Source organism: Streptomyces sp. NRRL F-525 (genome assembly GCF_000716605.1).
Classification (GTDB): domain Bacteria; phylum Actinomycetota; class Actinomycetes; order Streptomycetales; family Streptomycetaceae; genus Streptomyces.
In genome coordinates, this window is the sequence record NZ_JNXE01000041.1 from 70,391 (window position 1) to 90,708 (window position 20,318).

At 70.0% G+C, this 20,318-nt stretch carries 19 protein-coding genes; 1 reads left to right on the forward strand and 18 read right to left on the reverse strand.

Annotation, left to right across the window (positions count from 1 at the left end; genetic code table 11):
- Window positions 1-6: 6 nt before the first annotated feature.
- The 17 genes from OO69_RS39860 to OO69_RS39940 all read right to left on the reverse strand — a co-directional run bounded on the left by OO69_RS39860 (window position 7) and on the right by OO69_RS39940 (window position 17,792).
- Complete coding sequence (locus OO69_RS39860; RefSeq protein ID WP_234444652.1) at window positions 7-1,584, reverse strand: carboxylesterase/lipase family protein; 1,578 nt, start codon at window positions 1,582-1,584, stop codon at window positions 7-9.
- Between the two features lie 45 nt (window positions 1,585-1,629).
- Complete coding sequence (locus tag OO69_RS39865; protein WP_234444653.1) at window positions 1,630-2,343, reverse strand: GntR family transcriptional regulator; 714 nt, start codon at window positions 2,341-2,343, stop codon at window positions 1,630-1,632.
- A gap of 61 nt (window positions 2,344-2,404) precedes the next feature.
- Complete coding sequence (locus OO69_RS39870) at window positions 2,405-3,265, reverse strand: amidohydrolase family protein (RefSeq protein WP_033285834.1); 861 nt, start codon at window positions 3,263-3,265, stop codon at window positions 2,405-2,407.
- Window positions 3,266-3,298: 33 nt separating this feature from the next.
- On the reverse strand, window positions 3,299-4,273 hold the full coding sequence (locus OO69_RS39875) for a PhnD/SsuA/transferrin family substrate-binding protein (protein WP_033285835.1): 975 nt from the start codon (window positions 4,271-4,273) through the stop codon (window positions 3,299-3,301).
- Between the two features lie 50 nt (window positions 4,274-4,323).
- A complete protein-coding gene (locus OO69_RS39880; protein WP_033285836.1) occupies window positions 4,324-5,193 on the reverse strand; it encodes a hypothetical protein in 870 nt (289 codons plus the stop codon).
- Window positions 5,190-6,350: a DUF3500 domain-containing protein gene (locus tag OO69_RS39885; protein ID WP_051801551.1), complete on the reverse strand. Its 1,161-nt coding sequence runs from the start codon at window positions 6,348-6,350 to the stop codon at window positions 5,190-5,192. Before OO69_RS39885 ends, OO69_RS39880 begins: the two co-directional genes overlap by 4 nt.
- Before the next feature lie 12 nt (window positions 6,351-6,362).
- On the reverse strand, window positions 6,363-7,253 hold the full coding sequence (locus OO69_RS39890) for a hypothetical protein (RefSeq protein WP_051801553.1): 891 nt from the start codon (window positions 7,251-7,253) through the stop codon (window positions 6,363-6,365).
- 11 nt (window positions 7,254-7,264) lie between these two features.
- A complete protein-coding gene (locus tag OO69_RS39895; RefSeq protein ID WP_033285837.1) occupies window positions 7,265-8,917 on the reverse strand; it encodes a thiamine pyrophosphate-binding protein in 1,653 nt (550 codons plus the stop codon).
- The gene (locus OO69_RS39900; protein ID WP_051801554.1) at window positions 8,914-10,020 is read right to left on the reverse strand and encodes an amidohydrolase family protein; all 1,107 of its coding nucleotides are present in this window, start codon (window positions 10,018-10,020) and stop codon (window positions 8,914-8,916) included. The genes OO69_RS39895 and OO69_RS39900 overlap by 4 nt, the downstream gene beginning before the upstream one ends.
- Entirely contained in the window at window positions 10,017-10,904 is an 888-nt protein-coding gene (locus tag OO69_RS39905) for an HpcH/HpaI aldolase family protein (RefSeq protein ID WP_033285838.1), read from the reverse strand. Before OO69_RS39905 ends, OO69_RS39900 begins: the two co-directional genes overlap by 4 nt.
- The gene (locus tag OO69_RS39910; RefSeq protein WP_033285839.1) at window positions 10,882-11,505 is read right to left on the reverse strand and encodes an SRPBCC domain-containing protein; all 624 of its coding nucleotides are present in this window, start codon (window positions 11,503-11,505) and stop codon (window positions 10,882-10,884) included. The genes OO69_RS39905 and OO69_RS39910 overlap by 23 nt, the downstream gene beginning before the upstream one ends.
- A gap of 84 nt (window positions 11,506-11,589) precedes the next feature.
- Complete coding sequence (locus OO69_RS39915) at window positions 11,590-12,396, reverse strand: ABC transporter ATP-binding protein (RefSeq protein ID WP_033285840.1); 807 nt, start codon at window positions 12,394-12,396, stop codon at window positions 11,590-11,592.
- 219 nt (window positions 12,397-12,615) lie between these two features.
- Window positions 12,616-13,779, reverse strand: a complete 1,164-nt coding sequence (locus OO69_RS39920; RefSeq protein WP_234444654.1) for a lactonase family protein — start codon at window positions 13,777-13,779, stop codon at window positions 12,616-12,618.
- A gap of 127 nt (window positions 13,780-13,906) precedes the next feature.
- Window positions 13,907-14,599 carry a response regulator gene (locus OO69_RS39925; protein WP_033285841.1) on the reverse strand — a complete coding sequence of 231 codons (693 nt, stop codon included), beginning with the start codon at window positions 14,597-14,599 and terminating at the stop codon, window positions 13,907-13,909.
- Window positions 14,596-15,912, reverse strand: coding sequence for a sensor histidine kinase (locus OO69_RS39930; protein ID WP_033285842.1), 1,317 nt, complete (start codon window positions 15,910-15,912; stop codon window positions 14,596-14,598). Before OO69_RS39930 ends, OO69_RS39925 begins: the two co-directional genes overlap by 4 nt.
- A 102-nt stretch (window positions 15,913-16,014) precedes the next feature.
- Entirely contained in the window at window positions 16,015-16,860 is an 846-nt protein-coding gene (locus tag OO69_RS39935) for an ABC transporter permease (protein WP_033285843.1), read from the reverse strand.
- Window positions 16,857-17,792 (reverse strand): ABC transporter ATP-binding protein, encoded by a 936-nt coding sequence (locus tag OO69_RS39940; protein ID WP_033285844.1) that lies wholly within the window; start codon window positions 17,790-17,792, stop codon window positions 16,857-16,859. The genes OO69_RS39935 and OO69_RS39940 overlap by 4 nt, the downstream gene beginning before the upstream one ends.
- A gap of 371 nt (window positions 17,793-18,163) precedes the next feature.
- Here OO69_RS39940 and OO69_RS39945 point away from each other — a divergent pair, with 371 nt between their 5' ends.
- Window positions 18,164-19,210 carry a glycosyl hydrolase 53 family protein gene (locus OO69_RS39945; protein ID WP_051801564.1) on the forward strand — a complete coding sequence of 349 codons (1,047 nt, stop codon included), beginning with the start codon at window positions 18,164-18,166 and terminating at the stop codon, window positions 19,208-19,210.
- A gap of 65 nt (window positions 19,211-19,275) precedes the next feature.
- Here the strand turns inward: OO69_RS39945 and OO69_RS39950 are convergent.
- Window positions 19,276-20,318: glycoside hydrolase family 26 protein (locus OO69_RS39950; RefSeq protein ID WP_420707950.1), on the reverse strand; the 1,043-nt coding region annotated here is incomplete at its 5' end.

A 20,318-nucleotide genomic window follows, 5' to 3' on the forward strand; every position in this document is an offset into this window, starting at 1 on the left:
CTCCTGTCACCATGCCTGCTGCGTACGGAAGAAGCGCTTCCAGAAGTCGAGCCGGGCGGGCTCCGCGACCGGGACCGGTCCAAAGCCCTCGCCGACCTGCATGACCGTCGCCGAACTGGGGTTGTACGGCGGCCAGTTGGGCAGTCCGGGTCCGTTCGGGTCGCCGGTGGCGACGAAGTTGGCCCAGTAGCCGGACATGGTCGCCGCGACGGCCCGGTCCTCGGCGGTCCACTCGGCGTCGTCCTGGTCGAGGTTGTCGAGGACGAAGTCGATCTCGGAACTGTGCGAGGCGCGCCGCGGGTTCTGCCCGCGTGCCGGGGAGCGGTGGGTCCAGAAGTACGTGTAGACCGGCCGGCCCGCGTGTCTGGCCCAGTCCGTGCCCCAAAGGAACGTGGAGACACGGGCGTTGTCGCGCACGGACGCGCTGTGGGCCCGGCCCGCCGCGTCGTCGTCGGCCGCCGGGTACAGCCGCAGGAACTCGTCGGCCATCTCGCCGAACTTCCGTCGGGCCGCGGCCTCGTAGTCGTCGAGGGTGACGTGGACGGGTGGCATGCCCGGGCGCCAGGCCTTCTTGCCGGCCGTGCGGTAGGCGGCGAAGGTGCTCTCGGGGACGGCTCCGCTCTCGTCACGGTTGTTGCCGGCGAGGTAACCGACGTTGTTCTGGAGCCCTTTGGCGTACGTCTCGTCATAGCCGGCGGGGAGTACCCAGCCGTCGACGACGGGCCGGAACAGCGGCGGCTTCGCCGAACTCCCGGTCTCCACACGGGAGTCGACGGCCGCGTCCCCGTCGACGAGTTTCTGCCAGGGCAGCGACCGCAGCCTCGCGAGCGAGGGGCCGCCGCGCTCCTCGGCGTACCGTGCGCCCGCGCTCTCGGCGTCGGGCAGGGTGCGGTACGACGTTGCCAGGTAACGGAGTTCTGGGTCGCGCGCGTGGCGGGCGTGGCTCTGGGCGACGGCGCGGTGGAAGAGGCCCTGGGCGAGCGGGGACATGGCCAGGAAGTTGACGGCTCCGGCCCCTGCGGACTGTCCGGCGATGGTGACGCGGCCGGGGTCGCCGCCGAAGTTGGTGATGTTGTCGCGGACCCAGCGCAGGACGGCGACGCAGTCGAGGAGGCCGTAGTTGCCGGAGGCGTGGTGGCCGGACTCGGCACTGAGTTCGGGGGTGGCGAGGAAACCGAAGGCGCCCAGGCGGTAGTTGAAGGTGACGACGACGAGCCCTTTGCGGGCGAGGGCCTCGCCGTCGTAGCGGGGGCTCGCGCCGGTGCCGACGCGGAAGCCGCCGCCGTAGATCCAGACCAGGACCGGGCGGCGCTCCTCGGTGGAGGTTGCACCGGTCCAAACGTTGAGGTTCAGGCAGTCCTCGCTCATCGGGAGGTCGATCCCGGCGATCTCGCTGTTGGGGGCCTGCGGGCACATCGGGCCGAAGGTGCGGGCCGCGCGTACACCGGGCCAGGTCGGCGGGGGCTGGGGCGGGCGCCAGCGCAACTCCCCCACCGGGGGCGCCGCGTAGGGGATGCCCCGGAAGACCGTGACTGCGCGGTCGCGGCCCGGTATGCCCTCCACCAGCCCTGCTTCGGTTTCCACTGGGTGGCGCATGAAGACCCTTTCTCGTGTGCGGCGAGTGGTCGGTCAGTCGGTGGCGTGGGCGGGGCTGTCGCGGGCGGAGCGCAGCAGGAGTGCCTGGCGGGCTGAGGCCACGTGGTGGCGCATCGCGGCGACGGCCGCCTCGGGGTTGCGGGTGACGATGGCGAGGAGGATCGCCTGGTGCTCCTCCAGCGAACCGGCGCGCGGGTGCGGGGCGGAGAGGTTGCGGTACTGGCGCATGACGAGCGGGTAGAGCAGCGTGTCGTAGGCCTTGGCGAGGGTCTGCTGGTGGGCGGCCTGTTTGACCTGCTGGTGGAAGTGGCGGTTGCCGCGCGAGTAGGCGGCCTGGTCGCCGCGCGCCTTGCAGTCCTCCATCTCCCGGAGGGTGGAGCGGAGTTGGGCGATCTCCTCGTCGGTGGCGCGTTCGGCGGCCTTCCCGGCGAGGGCGGACTCCAGCGTCTCGCGGGCCTCCAGGATGTCCGCGGCCTCCTCGACGGAGAAACTCCGGGTGCGGACACCGCGGTTGACCTCGCTGGTGACGTAGCCCTCCTGGGTCAGCCGGACCAGCACCGCCCGCATGGTGCTGCGCGAGACGTTGAACATCCTGGTCAGGTCGGCCTCGGTGAGCCGGGTGCCCGGCTCGACGCTGCCCGACAGGAGCAGCGAGCGCAGCCCGTCGTAGGCCTGGCTGTGCCGGGTGGGCGACGTCCGGCCCGGATCCACGACGTCGTCGTAACCGCTGATGTCCACCTTGATCACCTGTGTGTTCTCGGAAGGGTTGCCGGCCGCTGATGTCGGCCGTTCCGGGAGTATGTCCCGTTCAGGCGCCTTCTTCGGTCAGCCCGGGGTACAGCCGTCGTGCCGTGCCGGCGAAGATCGCCTGCCGGGCGTCGTCCGGGAGTACGGCGAGGACGTCCTCGGCCAAGCGCAGCAGTTCGGGCAACGACTGTTCCGCGGCAGGGCAGTTGGAGCCCCACGCGATCCGGTCGGCGCCGAACGCGGCTACGACGGGTTCGAGGAAGTCGGCCGCGGCTTTCCCGGCGTCGTACAGCCGCTCCAGATTGCGGTGGGTGAGTTTCAGGAACAGGCCCGGGTGCTGGGCGAGTTCGGCGACATCGGCACCGGCGCGGGCGGGCGAGGCGGCGATGTCCGGGTAGCCGATGTGGTCGAGGAGGACCCTGACGTCCGGGAACCGCTCCAGCACCTGCCGGAGTTGCTTGGTAGCCGCCCCGAGCCGCATCTGCAGACAGACGGTGATGCCCAACTCCCCCGCCCGGCGCCAGAATTCATACGTCTCGGGAGCCGCGAACCACTCCCCCTGCGTCGGCACCGTGCTGCCGCTCGTGAACAGCCGCACCCCGGCGAGGCCTCCGTCGCCGACCTCGTTCGTCAGGATGTCGGCGGCGGCCGGGCGCAGCGGATCGAAAGTACCGACGGCGACGAAACGTCCCGGGCGGCTGCGGCAACTGTCGAGGACATAGGAGTTGTCGTAGCCGTAGGCCGTGGTCGCCTGGACGAGGACGGCCTGGCCGATGCCCGCCTCTTCCATCCGGGTCACCATCCCGGCGGCGGTCACCGGCCGGGACTCGGCCCACGCCGACTGCTTGCCGCCGATCGGCGCCCGCGGATACCGGGCCTGGTCCTCCGAGATGATGTGGCAGTGCGCGTCGACCACGTCCATGGTCCAACTCCCTTGTGCGGTACGTCATTTCGGTCAGGCATCGGGGTGGTCGCCGGTGGCGAACAGAGCGTGCGGGTCGGTCGGGAAACCGGGGTCGAGGAGGCCCTGGTCCCGGGAGAACCGCACGAGCGCGGCGAGGCTCGGCTCGTTGGCGTCGATGCCGTAGGGGACGGGGTCGCCGCCGATCTGCCGCGCCTGACGGGCGAAGCGGGGTTGCGTCAACCAGTCGGGATCGGCGGCGAGTTGCCTGCGCTTGCTGTCGACGAAGGCCGTGTAGAGCTTGGCGGGGAGGGCTGGGTCGCGTTCGACCAGGTCGGAGCGGAGCGCGATGAGGGAGTGCAGCGGGTAGATGCCGGTGCGCAAGTACCAGTCCACGGCGAGGACTTCGGCGTCCGGGAAGAGCGGGTACGGCCCGTCGCCGACCCCCTCGTCCGCCGCCGCCCAGCCCGCCCGGGGTGCGCCCGCCCGGCCGGTGCCCGCGTTGCCGGTGAACGCGGCGTCGAGGTCACCGGCGTGCAGCAGCTCGCCCAACGACCGTCCGTCCGCGACCCGTTCGACGTTCGTCGGGGTACGACCCTCGATGTGGTCGTCGTCGTCCACCACCCAGGTGATCTTCTCGATGTCCACGCCGTACTGCTCGGCGAGGATGCCGCGCACCCACACCCCGGTGGTCACCGTGTACGCGCGGACCCCGACTCGGCGGCCCTCCAAGTCGCGGGGCGCGCGGATGGCCGAGTCCTCGGCGCACTGCACGTCTCCGTGGTGGAAACGGCGGTTGAGGAACACCGGGATCGCGGTGAGCGGTACGCCCTCCTGTCTGGCCATCAGGTAGGAGACGGGGGCGAGTTCGCACACGTCGAACTCCAGGTCGCGGATCATCCGCCGGTAGGCGCCGATGACCGGCCGGACCTCGACCGGCTCGATCCTGTACCCGTCCAGCTCGACCTCGCCGTCGAGGAGCGCCTTCCCGTGCGGGTACTCCCCGAGGGCCACCGAGAGCTTTTGCATTCCCTGCCTTCCGATCGTTGGGTGTACCGGCTACGGCCGTCCGCGCCGGCCTATCCGCCGAGTCGCCCGGGTTCCACGCCGAGGGCCGCGCAACTCCCCACCACCAGCTCGTCGAAGGGGACTGGACGAGGCAACACGCCCTGCTCCAGGGCGTATTGGGCGGCCTGCGCGACCGGTCCGCGCAGCGCCTCGAAGCCGACGGGGTGGAAGTCCACGGGGCTGGTCGGCGGGAGCGCCGCGCGCATCGCGTCGTAGGCGGCGCAGAGGGCTGCGGAGTGCGCGCGGGCGGCTGACGCAGTGACCCCGATGATGTGATTGACGGGGGCGAACCCCTTGGTGAGCGCCCACAGTTGAGCGACGTCGGACGCGTCCGGAATCGCGGTGCGGATGCGGTCGTCGGCCGGGAGTTCGTTGCCCATGATCCCGAAGTCGAGGCGCCCTTCGAGGAAGTCCGCCTGGAGCCGGGCGCCTTCGGGGGCGCGCTTCACCCAGGCCGGGTCCTCGTGCTCGTCGATGTGGCCGTCCTCGTAGCCGACCCAGTCGACGTTGCGCAGGTCGACGCCGTACTGCTCGCTCAGGAAACCGCGCACCCATACGCCGGTGGTCTGGCTCCAGGAGCGGACGCCGACCGTGCTGCCCTCGATGTCGGCGAGCGTCAAGTCGCCGCAGGTGACCAGGGTTTGGTGCTGGTGGCGGCCGAGGGTGGTGACCGGGAGCAGCACGACGGGCTTCCCGTGGGCGACGGCCTGGAGCAGCGTGACGACCGCCAGCTCGCAGAGGTCCACGTCCGTGTCGTTGACGAAGCCGCGCGAGGCCTTGTGCACGGGCCGTACGTCGATTCGTTCGAGGTGCGTCCCGGTGGCGCGGACGGCGGTCTCCGCGGCGGCCGCGAGGTCGTCGCGGCCCAGAACCATCTTCATCCCGTGCTCCTCTTCCGATGGAACCGCTCGTGGTGCCGGCGCAGCAGGTCGGTCCCGTAGTCGTTGCCGTTCGGGGTGCGGACCACGGTGTGGATGTGTTTGCGCGAGGGCACGTCGTTGTCGAACATGACCCCGGCCTGGTGCTCGAACTCGACGAGGATCACCGGGCTGTGGAGGCGGTAGTAGAAGGCGCTGTCCGGTACGCCGTCGCCGATCCAGGCGAAACGGGTGTCCGCGAGGTGGGCGGTGACCTCGTCCATCCGGACCCGGGCGTGGCCGTCGGCGGCCCGGTTGACGTAGAGGCCCATGAGTTCCGCCGCGATCGCACGCTGGCCCAAGGTCAGTTCGCTCAACGGCAGTCCCTGGTGGGCGAGTTGGAAGTTGTCGCGGAAGGCTCCGACGAACAGGTCGGGCGGCAGCTCGTCCGCGATCACCGCCCGCTCCCGCTGACGGCGCGTCAGAGTGGTGAACAGCTCTTGCCCTACGGCCTCTTCGCGCCGGAAGACGGTCGTCCCGGCGTACTTCCCGGAAGTGGCGGTCACCGGTTCGGCGCCCAGGAAGGTGGGCGTCAGCACCATCTGGTCGCCGACGAAGACGCAGTTGACGTTGACGTGGTGGCCGTCGAGCTGCCAGCCCCAGGGGTGGCCGTTCTCGGGCTCGCCGTAGACGCTGAACCAGTACAGCCACTCGTTCAACAGGTCTTCCTCACCGCGGAGTTCGCCGATGGTGAGGTTGAGGTGCATCAGTTCGACGACCTGGGTGTAGCCGTAGGCGCTGAGACTGGCGCGGACGACGTCCAGGACGCGGTGCCGTTTCTCGTCGTCGAAGTCCTCCAGGCAGAGGCCGTGGCGGAGGAAGTACCGTGCCCCGTTGGCCCAGTGACGCCATGTCACATCGTCGATGGGGAATCTGCCCGCGGCCAGTTGCGTCGGCGAGAGTGCGGCGAGGTAGTCCTCCGCCGCCTGCCGTACCGGGCCGACGTCCACACCGGTGTCGCGCAGAGGGAAGAGGCCCGGGCGTATACCCTCCGGTGTGGTCACTCCGCGGAAGGGTTCGGCCGCCGCGCGGCGGCGCCAGTCGACCTTCGCGAGGAGGTCCGGTGTCCACTGGTCGGGACGCCGGGTGGGGGCGCTCGGTCGGTGCCGTAGTCCTGCCATCGGTGCCTCCTCTCAGCTTCCTCGGACGAAAGCGGTTTCCTTCTCGATCGCGCCCACGTCCACGAGGGTGCGCACGAGTTCCTGTTCCAGGGCGTAGCGCCCGGCGATCTCAAGGCAGTTGGCGAGTGGAACGGTCCAACCGGCGGCCACCGCGCGGCCGGCCGTTGAGTCGTCGCGCTCCCGCGCGGTGGCGGCGATGGCGTCCCGGAGGGAGCGGTACAGGGCGAGTACCGCCTCCGGCTGGGACCGCAGGACGTCGTCGCGGACGACCACCACGTGGTTGGCGGGGACGGTGCCGTGCCGGTCGATCCAGGCGAGGCCCGCCGCCTCCGCGTCGGGGATCAGCGGGACCAGGCCCTCGCCCTGTCCGCCGATCGCGCGCGGGCCGAGCACGGCCGCCTCGACCTCCCCGGCGCGGAGCAGATCGGCTACGCGCCCGGCCTTGGACCGTTCCACGTAGGCCGGTTCGCGGTACTGGGCGACGTGGGGTTCCTCGGTCGTGACCCAGGTGACGTCGGAGGCCTCGACGCCGTACTCCTCGCGGAGCAGGCCCCGCACCCACAGGCCGGTGGTCTGGCTGTAGGAGCGCACGCCCACCCGGCGGCCGACGAGTTGGCCGGGGGTGAGGTCGGGGCCGTCCGGGAGGCGGGTCAGGGAGCGGTGGTGGGTGCCGCCGATCATCACGACCGGGAGCAGCGTGATCGGGACGCCGGCCTCGCGGGCCTGGAGGTAAGTGGCGAGGGCCAACTCGCAGACGTCGTACTCCAGTTGGCGGACCATGCGGGCGAAGGCCGGATACAGCGGGGCGGCCTCGACGAAGCGGCAGTCGCCGCCCAGGACGGGGGTCTCCCTCAGGCACCGGGTGTGCGGGTAGTCGCCCAGCAGGACGGTCAGCGGTGTCATCGGTGCCCGCCTCATACGTCCTCGCCGTACATGAGGCGGCGGTAGGGAACGCTCAGCACCTCGCGGGTGATGCGGACGTCGATCACGGTGGGGCGGGGCGCGCGCACGAACTCCGCGACGGCGGCGGTCAGTTCGGCCGGGGTGCGGACTGTGGCGCCTCCCCCGCCGAGGGCCACCGCGACCGGTCCAAGTTCAGGGGTCGGGATGAGGGCGAGGTTCGGATCGAGGCCCTTGGAGCGGGACTTGTGGTACTCGGCGCCGAGTCCCTCGTCGTTCATGACGACGACGAGGAGCGGGATACCGTACCGGCAGGCTGTCTCGAACTCGGAGAGGTGCATCAGGAAGCTGGCGTCGCCCTCCACCACGAATCCGGGGCGCCGTCCCTCGGCAACCAGTCGGCCGATCGCGAGGAGCGGGGCCTGGCCGATGGCGCCGAACATGCCGTAGTTGGAGAGGACTTCGCGGGAGCGTTGGAACAGCATGGTGCCGAAGTCGACTTGGTGCCCGCTGCCGAGCACCAGGCCCATTTCGCCGGGGAGTTCGTCGTCCAGGATGCGGATCGCCTGGCGTGGGTCGATGCGGCCCGGTTCGGTGACGTACGACGCCGGAGGTTGGAGCGGTTCGGCGAGGCGGCGCAGGACGTCGTCGGTGTGGAAGCCGTCGAGGTGGACCGAGCGTTCTTCCAGGGCGCGGCTCAACTCGCCCACGGCGGTGACCGCGTCGGCCTGGATGTAGCAGTCGGCGGCCCTGCCGTTGCCCATCACGATGTGCGGGGAGACGTCGATCTGGATGTACTTGGCGTCGGGGAAGAGGTAGCCGTGTTCGATGGTGTAGCTGTTGAGGCTGGCGCCCACCGCGATCACGCAGTCGGCCTCCTGGAGGAGTTCGGTGGCCGTCCTGCTGCCGAACAGCCCGGCGAGGCCGACGTGGTAACGGGTGCTGTCGCACAGCCAGTTCTTCGCCTGGAGGGTGGTGGCGAGGAGGGCTCCGGTCCGCTGCTGGAGGGCGAGCACCTCACCGCCGGCGCCCGCGCGGCGCGCCCCGCGTCCGGCGACGATCACCACGCGCTTGCTCGCCCGGACGATGTCGCAGGCCGCGGCGATCCGGGCCGGGTCGGGCAGCAGACGGGGACTGTCGAGGAGGGCGAGGGAGGGGACGTACTCGTCGGCGTCCTCCAACTCCCCCTGCTGGACGTCGATCGGGGCGCTCAGCATCACCGGACGTGACTCGGTGCGGGCCTGGTAGAAGGCGCGCTGTACGGCCTCCTGTGCCTGGGCGGGGCGCGAGAGGTGGACGAAGCCGCACTCGATCGCGGCGGCGAAACGGCGCTGGTCGAGGTACTGCACGGCGCCCTGGTCGCCCCAACTCGTCTCGCCGCAAAAGGCGACCAGCGGGGTGCGGGCGCGGTTAGCGACGATCATCGACGTGGCCAGCTGCGAGGTGCCGGGACCGCTGGTCGTCGTAACGACCCCTGGGCGGCCGGTGGTTCGGGCCCAGCCGTCGGCCATGCCGAGGCCGGAGCCTTCGTGGCGTACCTCGTAGAGGCGGACGCCGCGCCGGTCCAGCGCGTTCATCCAGTGCATGTTGGCGTCGCCCATCATGCCGAAGACGTCGCTGGTGCCCTCCTTGACGAACGCCTCGGCGAGGGCTTCGTAGGCCTTCAATTCCCGGCCTCCTTAAGGGTGTTGGACGGGACGGACGGGGTGCTTGGCGGGGCAGACAGGGTGCTTGACGGGAGGTTCTTGAGCACGCCCTCCAGGCGGCCGAACACGCGCAGGGCGTTGCCGCCGTAGATCGCGCGCCGGTCGGTGTCGCTCAGCGTGTCGAGGGAGTCGAGGAGGTATTTCGTGTCGTCGAAGCGGTGGCCGGTCTCGGGGTCCACGCTGCGGACGGCGCCGATCATCTCCGAGGCGAAGAGGATGTTCTCGGCGGGGATCACGTCGACGAGGAGCTGCATGCCGCGCCGGTGGTACACGCAGGTGTCGAAGTAGACGTTGCGCAGGACCGCTTCCTCCAGCGGGGGCCGACCCTGGTCCTGCATGACGCCCCGGTAGCGGCCCCAGTGGTAGGGGACGGCGCCGCCGCCGTGCGGCAGGATCAGTTTCAGGGACGGGAAGTCGGTGAACAGGTCGGACATGCACAGCTGCATGAACACCGCGGTGTCGCCGTTGAGGTAGTGCGCACAAGTCCCTTGCAGGGCAGGGTTCCTGGACATCGCCACATGGACCATCGCGGGGACGTCGAGTTCGACGAGCTTCTCGTAGAGCGGGTAGTACACCGGGTCGGTGAGGGGCGGTGCCTGCCAGTAGCCGTCCGAGGGGTCGGGGTTGAGGAGGCAGCCGACGAAGCCCAACTCCTCGACGCAGCGCTCCAGTTCGGTGACGGAGTTGCACACCGAGGCGGGCAGCGCGTCGCCCGGTGACTGGGGCAGCTGGCACACGCCGACGAACCGGCCCGGGAACAGTCCGCAGACCCGGGCGATCACGTCGTTGCTGACCCGGGACCAGTCGAGGCTGGTGCGTTCGTCGCCGTAGTGGTGAGCCATCTTGCCGGCGCCCGGGGAGAACAGGCCGAGATCCGTGCCGCGTTCCAGCTGGAGCTTCAACTGGCCTTGCTCCACCGCGTTCTTGATCTCGTCGTCGGTGATGTGGAGGTCGTCGCGTGACACGCGGGCGCCGGATTCCTCGAAGGCGCGGATCTGCCGTTCGCGCCAACTGCCCAGCGCCGGTGGGGCGGTGGTGAAGTGGCCGTGGCTGTCGATGATCACCGAAGGCCCTCCCTTCCGGAGCCGGGGGTACGGCCGGTCAGGGTGCGGCCCAGGTCGAGGCCCGGGTACGAGCGCACGGGCGCCGACATCAGGAACCGGTAGCCGTCGTCGAGGACTTGCTTGACGTTGTCGGCGGTGACATGCGGATGGCCGACGGCGACTCCGCGCTCCCCGCAGACGTCGAGGACGCGGCGCTTGCACTCCAGGACGCGCGGATGTTCGTACTCGCGTGGTACGCCCAACTCCTGGCTCAGGTCGCCCTCTCCGATCAGGATCAGGCCGATGCCGGGGACCTGGTCGAGGATGTCGGGGAGGTTCTCGATGCCGCGTTGGTCCTCGATCATGAGGGCGACGAGGATCTCGCCGTCCGGGTCGAGCGGCCAGACGTCGCTTCTCCTGTAGTACTCGGCGTTCGTGATGCCCCAGTAGCGGGCCGCCGCGCCCGGACTGTCGCCGCGCAGGCCGGCGGGCTCGTGACGGGGGCCGCCGGGCAGGCTCGGGTAGCGGCAGGCCGCGACCGCGTTGCGGGCCTCGTCCACGGTGGTGATGTGCGGCCAGACCACCCCGTACGCGCCCAGATCGAGGACCTGTTTGGCGTGCCACTGCGCCTTCTCGCCGCCGTTGGCCGGGATCCGCACGAGCGGGGTGACGGCGGGCGCGAGGCTGTCGGCGGCATGGATCTGACGACGGTTCAGGAGGTACTGGAGGCTGTCCCGCAGGGCGGTGACGTCCCAGGGTTTGTGCTCGGTCTCGAAGACCAGGCCGTCGTAGTCGGTGGTGCTGAACTCGACGGCGGACGCGGGGTCGGGGGCGGCGAAGGAGGCGAAGGCGTGGCGTCCCGACTCCAGTGCGCCGATCACGTTATTGAGCCTGGGCGGGGTCATTGCCTGCCTCCTTGGTCGCCGAAGCCGTCGCTGTCGTTGCCGCCGATTCGCTTGCCGCTGAAGCTTTCTGACGTCGGCTCAGGAACCGGGCCCACCAGGCGCGCAGGCGGCCGAGCAGCCCGGCGGGGTGTGCCGGTGCCTGCGCCTCAGTTCCGGCGCACCGCTGGATCAGCTCCGCCGAGAACTCCCGGGTCATCCGCGAGACCATCGCACCGGCGCCGGACTCGACCAACGGGGCCAGCCTGCCGTTGAGTTGGACCTCGCCCAGCACGCTCACACGCGCGTCCCCCGGCCCTTCCCCCTCGGTCACCCGGAACTTGGCGCGGGCGATGAAGCGGGTGCCGCCCTGGCCGTCCTTGCCGCGGGCCGAGAGGCGGCCCTCCCGGTCGGATTCGGTGAGGTCCAGAGCGACTCTCGCGGCGAAACTCACCTTCATCGCCCCGAACTTGACGACGAGGGTGCCGTCGAAGGAGCCGTCGTCGTGGGCCTCGCCGAGTTCGGCGCCGTTGATGCAGGCGACGACCTCGGAGGGGTTCGAGACGATCTCCCAGACGCGGTGCGGTGGGCTCGGTACGGCGATCTCTTCAGCGATCGATATCAACGCTGGGCACCTCGCAGGGCGGGTTGACTAACCGTCAGGTGATGGCGCGCTTCCGAAAGCGCGGCAGAGCGAACGCGGTTGGACCTACGCGCCGGCGTCCGACGTCTGCAACTGGGACTTGAACAGGCTCCACAGGTCGTTGTAGAGCTCGGAGAACTCACGGGACTCGACGAGGGAGCCGATGCTGCGCGGCCGTTCGAAGGGGACAGGCAGCACCCGGCGGATGGTGCCGGGCCCGTCGGACATCACGATCACCTCGTCGGCGAGGTAGATCGCCTCGTTGAGGTCGTGCGTCACGAAGACGAGCGTGCCGCCGCGCTCCCCCTCCCAGAGGTTGAGCAGATCCTGCTGGAGCTTGAGCCGGGTGATGGCGTCCAGCGGTCCGAAGGGTTCGTCCATCAGCACGATGGACGGGTTGTAGATCAGGGCGCGGGCGATCGCGCAGCGCTTCTGCATGCCGCCGGACAGCTCGCGGGGGTAGTGATCCTCGAAGCCGGTGAGGCCGACGACCTTCACCCAGTGGGCGATGCGTTCCTCCCGCTCGTCCTTGGGGACCTTGCGGAACTTCAGGGCGAGTCCGATGTTGGCCCGGACACTCAGCCAGGGCAGGAGGTTGGCTTGCTGAGTGACGTACGCCGCCTCGGAGTTGACGGCGTTCACCGGCTCGCCGTCGAAGTGGACGCGGCCCAGGGTCGGGGCGAGCAGTCCGGCGGCCAGGTTGAGGATGGTGCTCTTGCCGCAGCCGCTGGGTCCGATGACGGCGACGAACTTGCCTCGCTCGACCTGGAACGACACGTCCTCGATGGCCGGCCGCCGGCTTCCCGGGAACTGGAGGGTGACGTGGTCGAAGCGGAGGGCTTCGGAATGGGGTGGGCGCTGATTGTTCGACAACGTGGTCTCCTTGCCCGGCCTACACGTAGGGGTTGGGGGGAGGGTGAACCTGCGCTCGCTTCGGATTGTCCGACAAGCGATGCAGCGAACGTAACAGCGACGACCCATGGCGGCAAGAAGTGTGCAGCAAGAACGTGACAGCTCTTCAGGCTCAAGATCCTTGCCGCACATGATTGTTGGACAATCACGTGCGGCTGGATCTCCGGGTACGACTGGACGTCAGCGTGCGCAGACGGCGACGCAGTCGGGGTTCGGTATCGCGAGGGAGTTCCCGGTGCCGGTCAGCAGACCGGAACGGCGGTCGACGGCGAACACGTCGAGGGTGCTGCTCGCCTCGTTGGCGACGAACAGCCAGCGCCCGCTCGGGTGCACGGTGAAGCTCCAGGGCTTCAACCCCCCGCAGGGAATGCGCTGGAGGAGGGAGAGCAGTCCCGTCCGCCGCTCGACCGCGTACACAACGAGCGTGTTCTCGCCGCGACTTGATGCGTAGACGAAGCGGCCGTCCCGGCTGATGGCCAACTCGGCGGCGCTCTTGGTGCCGGCGAAGTCCGGTGAGTCGATGGCGAGACTCTGACGCTTGGTCATCTCCCCCGATCTGCCGTCCCAGCCGAGGAGTTGGAGCTCCGCCGTCAGCTCGGTCAGCAGATACGCCTTGCGTCCGTCGGGGTGGAAGACGATCCGTCTCGGGCCCGCACCGGCGTCGGTGGCGTAGGCGCCGGGTCCGTTCTCGCCGGACGACAGCGCACCCGTCGTACCGTCGAAGCCGTAGACGAAGACGCGGTCGGCGCCGAGGTCCGGGACCAGGGCGTGGCGGCGGCCCGGGGCCACGACGACCTCGTGCGGGTGCGGGCCCAACTGCCTTGGGCCGGGCCCCGATCCGGTGTCGGCGACGACCGAGACCGGTGAGCCGAGGCCGCCGTCTCTGCGGATCGGGAGCGAAATGGCAAGCCCTGCCTCGAAGTTGGCGACGAGCAGGGTGCCGGAGGGGCGGTCCACGCCGAGGTACGACAGGCCGCCGCCGGCCGTTCCACCGGCGTCTGTGCTCACCTGGCCGGTCTCCGTCAGCGCGCCGGTCGTGCGGTCGATGTCGAAGACGGTGACGATTCCGCCGTCCAGTTGGCTGCCGACGTAGAGGATCGGACGGTCGGGGTGCGCCGTCACCCAGCCCGAACTGACCTGGGCCACCGGCCCGTTGGAGGTCAGGGTCCCTCGGACGGGGTCGAAGCGGACCCCGTAGACCTGGCCGCCGTTCCAGGTGCCGACGTAGAGAAGATCGGGTCTCACCTGCGGTGCGGCTTCGGCGCTCGGTGCCGCGACGGTCAGCGGCATGCTTGCCGCGGTCGCCGTCGCCGCCATGGCGCCCAACATCGTTCTGCGGGACACAGCCCCTTTGATCTCGACCATGGGAAGCAACAGTCGTCCCGATGTGCCGCAGCGTCCACATCGTGTACGAAGCTGTGCGTGCGGGCGGTGCAACCTAAGGTTGCGTGATGGCCGGGGGCAACTCGCCCTACTGGTCGGAGAAGTTGGGGCGGGCCAGGCCCAAGTCGTAGGCCAGGATCACCGCCTGGATGCGGTCGCGGGCGCCGACCTTCGCGAGGACGCGGCCGACGTGGGTCTTCACCGTGGACTCGGACAGGAAGAGGCGTTCGGCGATCTCGCCGTTGGTCCAGCCCTGGCCGATGGCGACGAGGATCTCGCGCTCGCGTTCGGTGAGGGAGCGGATGCGGGGGTCGTCCGTCGCGGGCACGACAGCGGGTCCTTCCGGTGAACTCTTCGGCAGGTGCTGGGCGTAGGCGTCCAGCAGGCGGCGGGTGAGCGCGGGCGCGATGACGGCGTCGCCGGAGGCCACCGCCCGGATACCGGCGAGGAGTTCCTCGGGGTGGGCGTCCTTGAGGAGGAAGCCGCTGGCTCCCGCGCGCAGTGCCTCGTGGGCGTACTCGTCGAGGTCGAAGGTGGTCAGGATGAGGACACGGGAGCGGTCGCCGGCCGCGACGACCCGGCGGGTGGCCTCGATGCCGTCCATACCCGGCATCCGTACGTCCATCAGGATCACGTCGGGGCGCAGTTCGGCGGCCATCCGCACCGCCTCGCCGCCGTGGCCCGCCTCGCCGACCACCTCGGTGTCGGGGTTGGCCTCCAACAGCATGCGGAATCCCAGGCGTTGGAGGGGCTGGTCATCCACGATGAGCACGGTCGTCATGCCGCTCCCCCGATCGCGTCGGGCGGGGTGAGGTCGAGGGTGACCCGTACCGTCCAGCCGCCGCCGGGGGCGGGGCCCGCGGTGACGGTGCCGTGGTAGAGGGCGGCGCGTTCTCTCATGCCGGCGAGTCCGTGTCCTTCGTCATGGCTCGGTTCGGGTCCGCTGACGGTCCCGCCCGGGCCGGTGTCGTGGCAGTCGATGTGCACCCTCAACTCCTCGACGTTGACCGCGAGTTCGACGCGGGTGTCGTGGCCCGCGTGCTTGAGGGCGTTGGTGAGGGCTTCCTGCACGATGCGGTACACGGTCAGCTGGACCCCGCGATCCAGGGCGGCCGGTTCGCCGCCGGTGCGGTACACGACCTGCGGACCGGCCGCGCGGATACGGGCGCACAGGGCGTCGAGGTCGGCGACACCCGGCTGCGGGCTCAGTTCGGGGGCGTCCGGTGTGGCGGTCTGCACGCGCAACACGCCCAGCATGCGCCGGAGTTCACCGAGCGCCTGGCGGCCGGTGTCGCCGATGAGGAGCAGCGCCTGTTTTCCGCGCTCGGGGGCGAGGTCGGTGGCGTAGGCGCCGCCGTCGGCGAGGGTGATGATGACGGAGAGGTTGTGGCCGATGATGTCGTGCATCTCCCGTGCCACGCGGGTGCGTTCGGCGGCGGCGGCGAGCTTGCTGCGCTGGTCGCGTTCGATCTCCAGGCGGGCCGCGCGGTCGCGCAGCACGGCGAGTTGGGCGCGCCGGATGCGGACGACGAAGCCGAGGGCGACGGCCGCGGTGATCGTGCTGGACAGGACGAACAGCGCGTCGAGGACCGGCACCGGGGACGGCAGCCGCAGGGCGAACACGCCCAGGGCGACGACGGTCACGGCGCAGGCGGCGGGCAGCCGCCGCAGCTGTCCGTGCAGGACCAGGCTGTAGAGGGAGATGAGCAGGGCGACGTCGGCGCGCAGCCAGACGCCCAGCCCCGCCTGGACGAAGAACACCGCGGTGATCACGGCGAAGGCCAGTGTCGGCCTCCTGCGCCGCCACAGCAGCGGCAGCACCAGTCCGGCCTGCAGGGCGATGGTCGCGGGCCAGGGCAGATGGATGAAGCTGTTGTCGAAGCCCCGCCGCCGGCCGTCGTCGTCGTGCACCAGGTCCGGCAGGCAGAACATGACCGCGACAACGACGATCAGGGCCGTGTCCAGCACCCACGGGTGTTGCCGGTCGCCCTGCTTCACCCTCCGGCCGAACCGGGACAGCCCGCCGGCCAGGGGGTGACTCCACGGGAGGTCCGCCTCCGCGAACGGCGCGGGGGCGGGGTCGTCGAGGCTCATCGGTGTCACCTCTCCATTGTGCGGTCGCAGCGGTCAAACGGCGGCGCGGCATCCGGCCGGTGACCAGGCCGGATGCCGCGCGGCTCGCCAGAGACATCGACCTCAGGCGTCAGTACGTACCAACCGGTATGCCGCTCCGGCCAGCGCGAGCGCCGTCCAGCCGAGGAAGACCAGCAGTCCGGCGCCGGGCGAGAGGGTGGTCGAGTCGTGGGTCAGGGCGAACATCGCCTCACCCGCGTTGCTCGGCAGGTAGGGGCTGATGTTGTCCTGCCAGGAGGTGGGCAGCAGCGAGATCAGTCCGGGTACCAGCATCAGCGAGGCCACCAGCACCGAGATGCCCCCGGCGACCGAACGCAGCAGCGCGCCCAGCGCGGTGCCGATCACGCCGACCAGGCCGAGGTAGAGACCGGCGCCGAGCAGGCTCCGTACGACTCCGGAGTGGGAGAACGAGAGGGCCGCGGGCGTGCCGGAGACAATGCCGCTCACGATCGGGAACGCGACGAACACCCCGACGAGTGAGACGCCGAGCGCGACCACGCCGAACACGAGCGCCTTCGACCACAGCACGGGCAGGCGGCGCGGCACGGCGGCGAGCGTGGAGCGGATCATGCCGGTCGAGTACTCGCCGGCGGTGACCAGGACGCCCAGCACACCGAGCGCGAGCTGCGCGAAGTTCGTACCGAAGAGGGAGAGGTCGAGCGCGGTGGAGTTGGCGTCGTCGGGCCGCAGATGCCCGCCGTCGTAGGAAGACTTGTAGTGCGCGGCGGCGATCAGGCCGAACGCGATCAGGAACAGCAGGCCGAGGCCCAGGGTGATCCAAGTGGAGCGCAGGGACCACAACTTGGCCCACTCGGAGCGCAGCACGCGACGCCCGGTGACCTTGTACGGCGGACGGGCCGCCTTCACCGGTGCGGGTGCGGCGCTGTCGGTCGCGGTGATGGTGCTCACGCGGCCCTCCCGGGGGTCTCGACGGTGGTGGAGCCGTGGTACTCGACGGCGTCCCGGGTCAGGTCCATGAACGCCTGCTCCAACGAGACGGTGCGCGCGCTGAGTTCGAAGAGCGGGATGCCGTGCTCGGCGGCCTTGAGGCCGATGGCCCGCGCGGTCAGCCCGGTGACGTGCAGTTCCTCGGAGCCGACCTCGCCGCTGATCTCGACGCCGGGTCCGGCGAGGACCTCGCGGAGCTTGGCGGGCTGTTCGGAGGCGACGGTGACGGTGTCGCCTCCCGCGTGCCGGACCAGATCCTGCACGGTGGTGTCGGCCAGCAGCCGCCCGCGCCCTACGACGATCAAGTGGTCGGCGACCAGGGCCATTTCACTCATCAGGTGCGAGGAGACGAAGACGGTACGACCGTCTGCCGCGAGCCCGGTCAGCAGGTTGCGGATCCACAACACACCTTCGGGATCAAGGCCGTTGACGGGTTCGTCGAGCATGACGGTCGCCGGGTCGCCGAGCAACGCGGCGGCGATGCCGAGCCGTTGGCCCATTCCGAGGGAGAAGGCCCCGGCCCGCTTCTTCGCCACGGACTGCAGCCCGGTCATCTCGATGACCTCGTCGACCCGGCGGCGCGGGATGCCGTGCGTGTGGGCCTGCGCCATCAGGTGGTCGAACGCGGAACGGCCCGGGTGGATCGACTTGGCCTCGAGGAGCGCGCCGACCTCCTGGAGCGGTGCGGTGTGCTCGGCGTAGGGCTTGCCGTTGACCGTGACGGTGCCGCTGGTGGGCGCGTCCAGGCCGACGATCATGCGCATCGTGGTGGATTTCCCGGCGCCGTTCGGGCCCAGGAAGCCGGTGACCGTGCCGGGCCGGACGACGAAGTCCAGCCGGTCGACGGCCGTCTTCTCTCCGTACCGCTTGGTCAGTTGGTGTGCCTCGATCATCGGTTTCCCTCACGCTCACGTGCCGCCGCCCCCACTGGGCCTTCCCACCGGCAACGCTAGGAGGGCGGGGGTCCCGAAACCGTCGTACCGGGGGGTCATTGAGGGCGCTGGCGTAGTACCTCGGTACCACTGCGTGCGTCGAGTTGTGTACGTTCCCATCTTCTACGCACACACATCACGCCCACGAACAGCGGGAAATACAACCGACACACATATTTACAGCGCCTGTTACCTCTCCTACTGTGAACGTTCTCAGAACCAACCCGCATGCGCATGTCAGTCGACCCAAGGAGGTCGGGATCCACGTGAGAAGCCCGGGCCGCATAGTCAAAGTCGCCTTGCTCCTGGCCGCAGTCGCCCTGCCGGCAGCGATGATCACCCCCACGGACGCCGCCGCGGCGAACTCGCTCACCATGCTCGGCGCCGATGTCTCGTCCGCGCAGCGCGCGATCGACCTCGGCGCCAAGTACTACGACTCCAGCGGGACCGCGAAGGACCCGCTCGACATCCTCAAGGGCGCCGGCGTCAACTACGTCCGCCTGCGGATCTGGAACAACCCGGCCAGCGGCTACAACAACAAGGCGAAGGTGCTGGCGTACGCGAAGCAGGTCAAGGCCAAGGGCCTCAAGCTGCTGATCGACTTCCACTACTCCGACACCTGGGCCGACCCGGGCAAGCAGTACAAGCCGGCGGCCTGGTCGAGCCACGGCATCAGCGCGCTGCAGACCGACGTCTACAACTACACCTACGACGTCTGCAACAGCCTCAAGTCCCAGGGCACCACCCCGGACAGCGTGCAGATCGGCAACGAGATCAACGTCGGCATGCTGTGGGACGACGGCAAGGTCGTCAACAACAACTTCACCAACCTCGGCCTGCTGCTGAAGTCGGGCTACAACGCGACCAAGGCGTGCAACAGTTCCACCCAGGTGATCATCCACACGGCCGACGCGGACAGCGACTCCAACGCCCGCTGGTTCTACGACGGCATCAAGGCGCAGGGCGTCAACTGGGACATCACCGGGCTGAGTTACTACTGCATGTGGCACGGCACGCTGGCGAACATGGGCAGCGTCGTCTCGGACATGAAGTCGCGCTACGGCAAGGACGTCATCATCGCCGAGACGGCCTACCCGTTCACCTCGTCCGACGCGGACAGTACGGCGAACTCGGTGACTTCGGGGTGCTCGGGGTATCCGCTCACCTGGGCGGGCCAGGGTGCTGAGTTCACGGCGGTGCAGAACACGGCCCGGAGCGCTGGTGCGATCGGCGTCTTCTACTGGGAGCCGACCTGGTACGCGGTCACGGGCAACGGCTGGGACCCGGCCGACATCTCGGGGAGCGGGGACGGTTGGGACAACATGGCGATCTTCAACTGGACCGGCCAGGTGAACCCGAACGTGAAGTGGACGCCGTAGCAAGGTAGTTGGCCGTCCATGAGCGGCACCGCCCTCTTCTGCGGGCGGTGCCGCTCTCGTCGTTCTCAGGGCTGATGATCTGTCAGGGTTCTGTATACGGCTGAGGACTTGGGGTTGTCGCGGCAGCGCCAAACGCCGTGGGGGCAGTAGTCGCTGATGGTCTGGTAGAGCGGACGCTGCCCGGCCATCCAGGTGAGCATGCCGCGCATGTAGGTGGGGTTGTCGCCGTTCTCGTACAAGCCCCACTCGGGGTAGGCGATGGGCTTGTGATGCGCGCGGGCGAAGTCGACCTGCGCCAACAGCCCGTAGGGCTCGGTCAGTTGCTGGGAGAAGGCCAGCCCGCGGGGGGCGTCGTACGCGTCCATGCCGATGACGTCGACGTAGTCGTCGCCCGGGTAGCAGTCGGTCCAGGGGATCGCGTCGCGGCCGCGGTTGGGGGTGAAGTCGAACCGGAAGCGCTGCCCGGGGACGGATCGCATCGCGGTGACGATGCGCGTCCAGTAGCGCTTCCAGGAGTCGGGGTCGGGCGAACAGCGGTGGCTGTAGGTGGTGCCGTTCATCTCCCAGCCGAGGACGATCTCGGTGTCGGGGACGCCGAGTTGGACGAGACGGTCGGCGAGGGCGCGGAAGTGGTCGTCGTAGCGTCCGTCCGCTCCGTCCCGCAACTCGGTGCGGACCACGCTGTCGGGGAGGTGGGCCTCGTTGCGGTCCAGCATCGGCACGTTGAGGACGAGCAGCCGGTCCTGCTCCTCCCGACGCCAGTCGGCCCACAGCGCAAGGTCGTTGGAGGCGCCCTCGATGTCGCTCCAGTTGTCCCCGGGCAGATACGCGTGCCCCACCCGGGGCTCGGGCCGACCGAGCCAGGCCCCGAACCCGGCCACCCGGCGGACGGCGTCGGCGCCGTAACCGACGTAGGCGCCGTAGGCCGTGGGCGGGCCGGACGCCTGCGCCGGGGCGGCTTGGACGGGCGGGGGCGGGGATTCGACACCGGGTACGCAGGCGGGCCCGGCCAGCAGCACGAGCGCGAGGGCGACGGTGAACAGGGCCGACGGGGTGCGGCGCGTCCCGGGCGGGGGCACTGGGCGGGGCGCCTTCTTCGGGGGGGGCG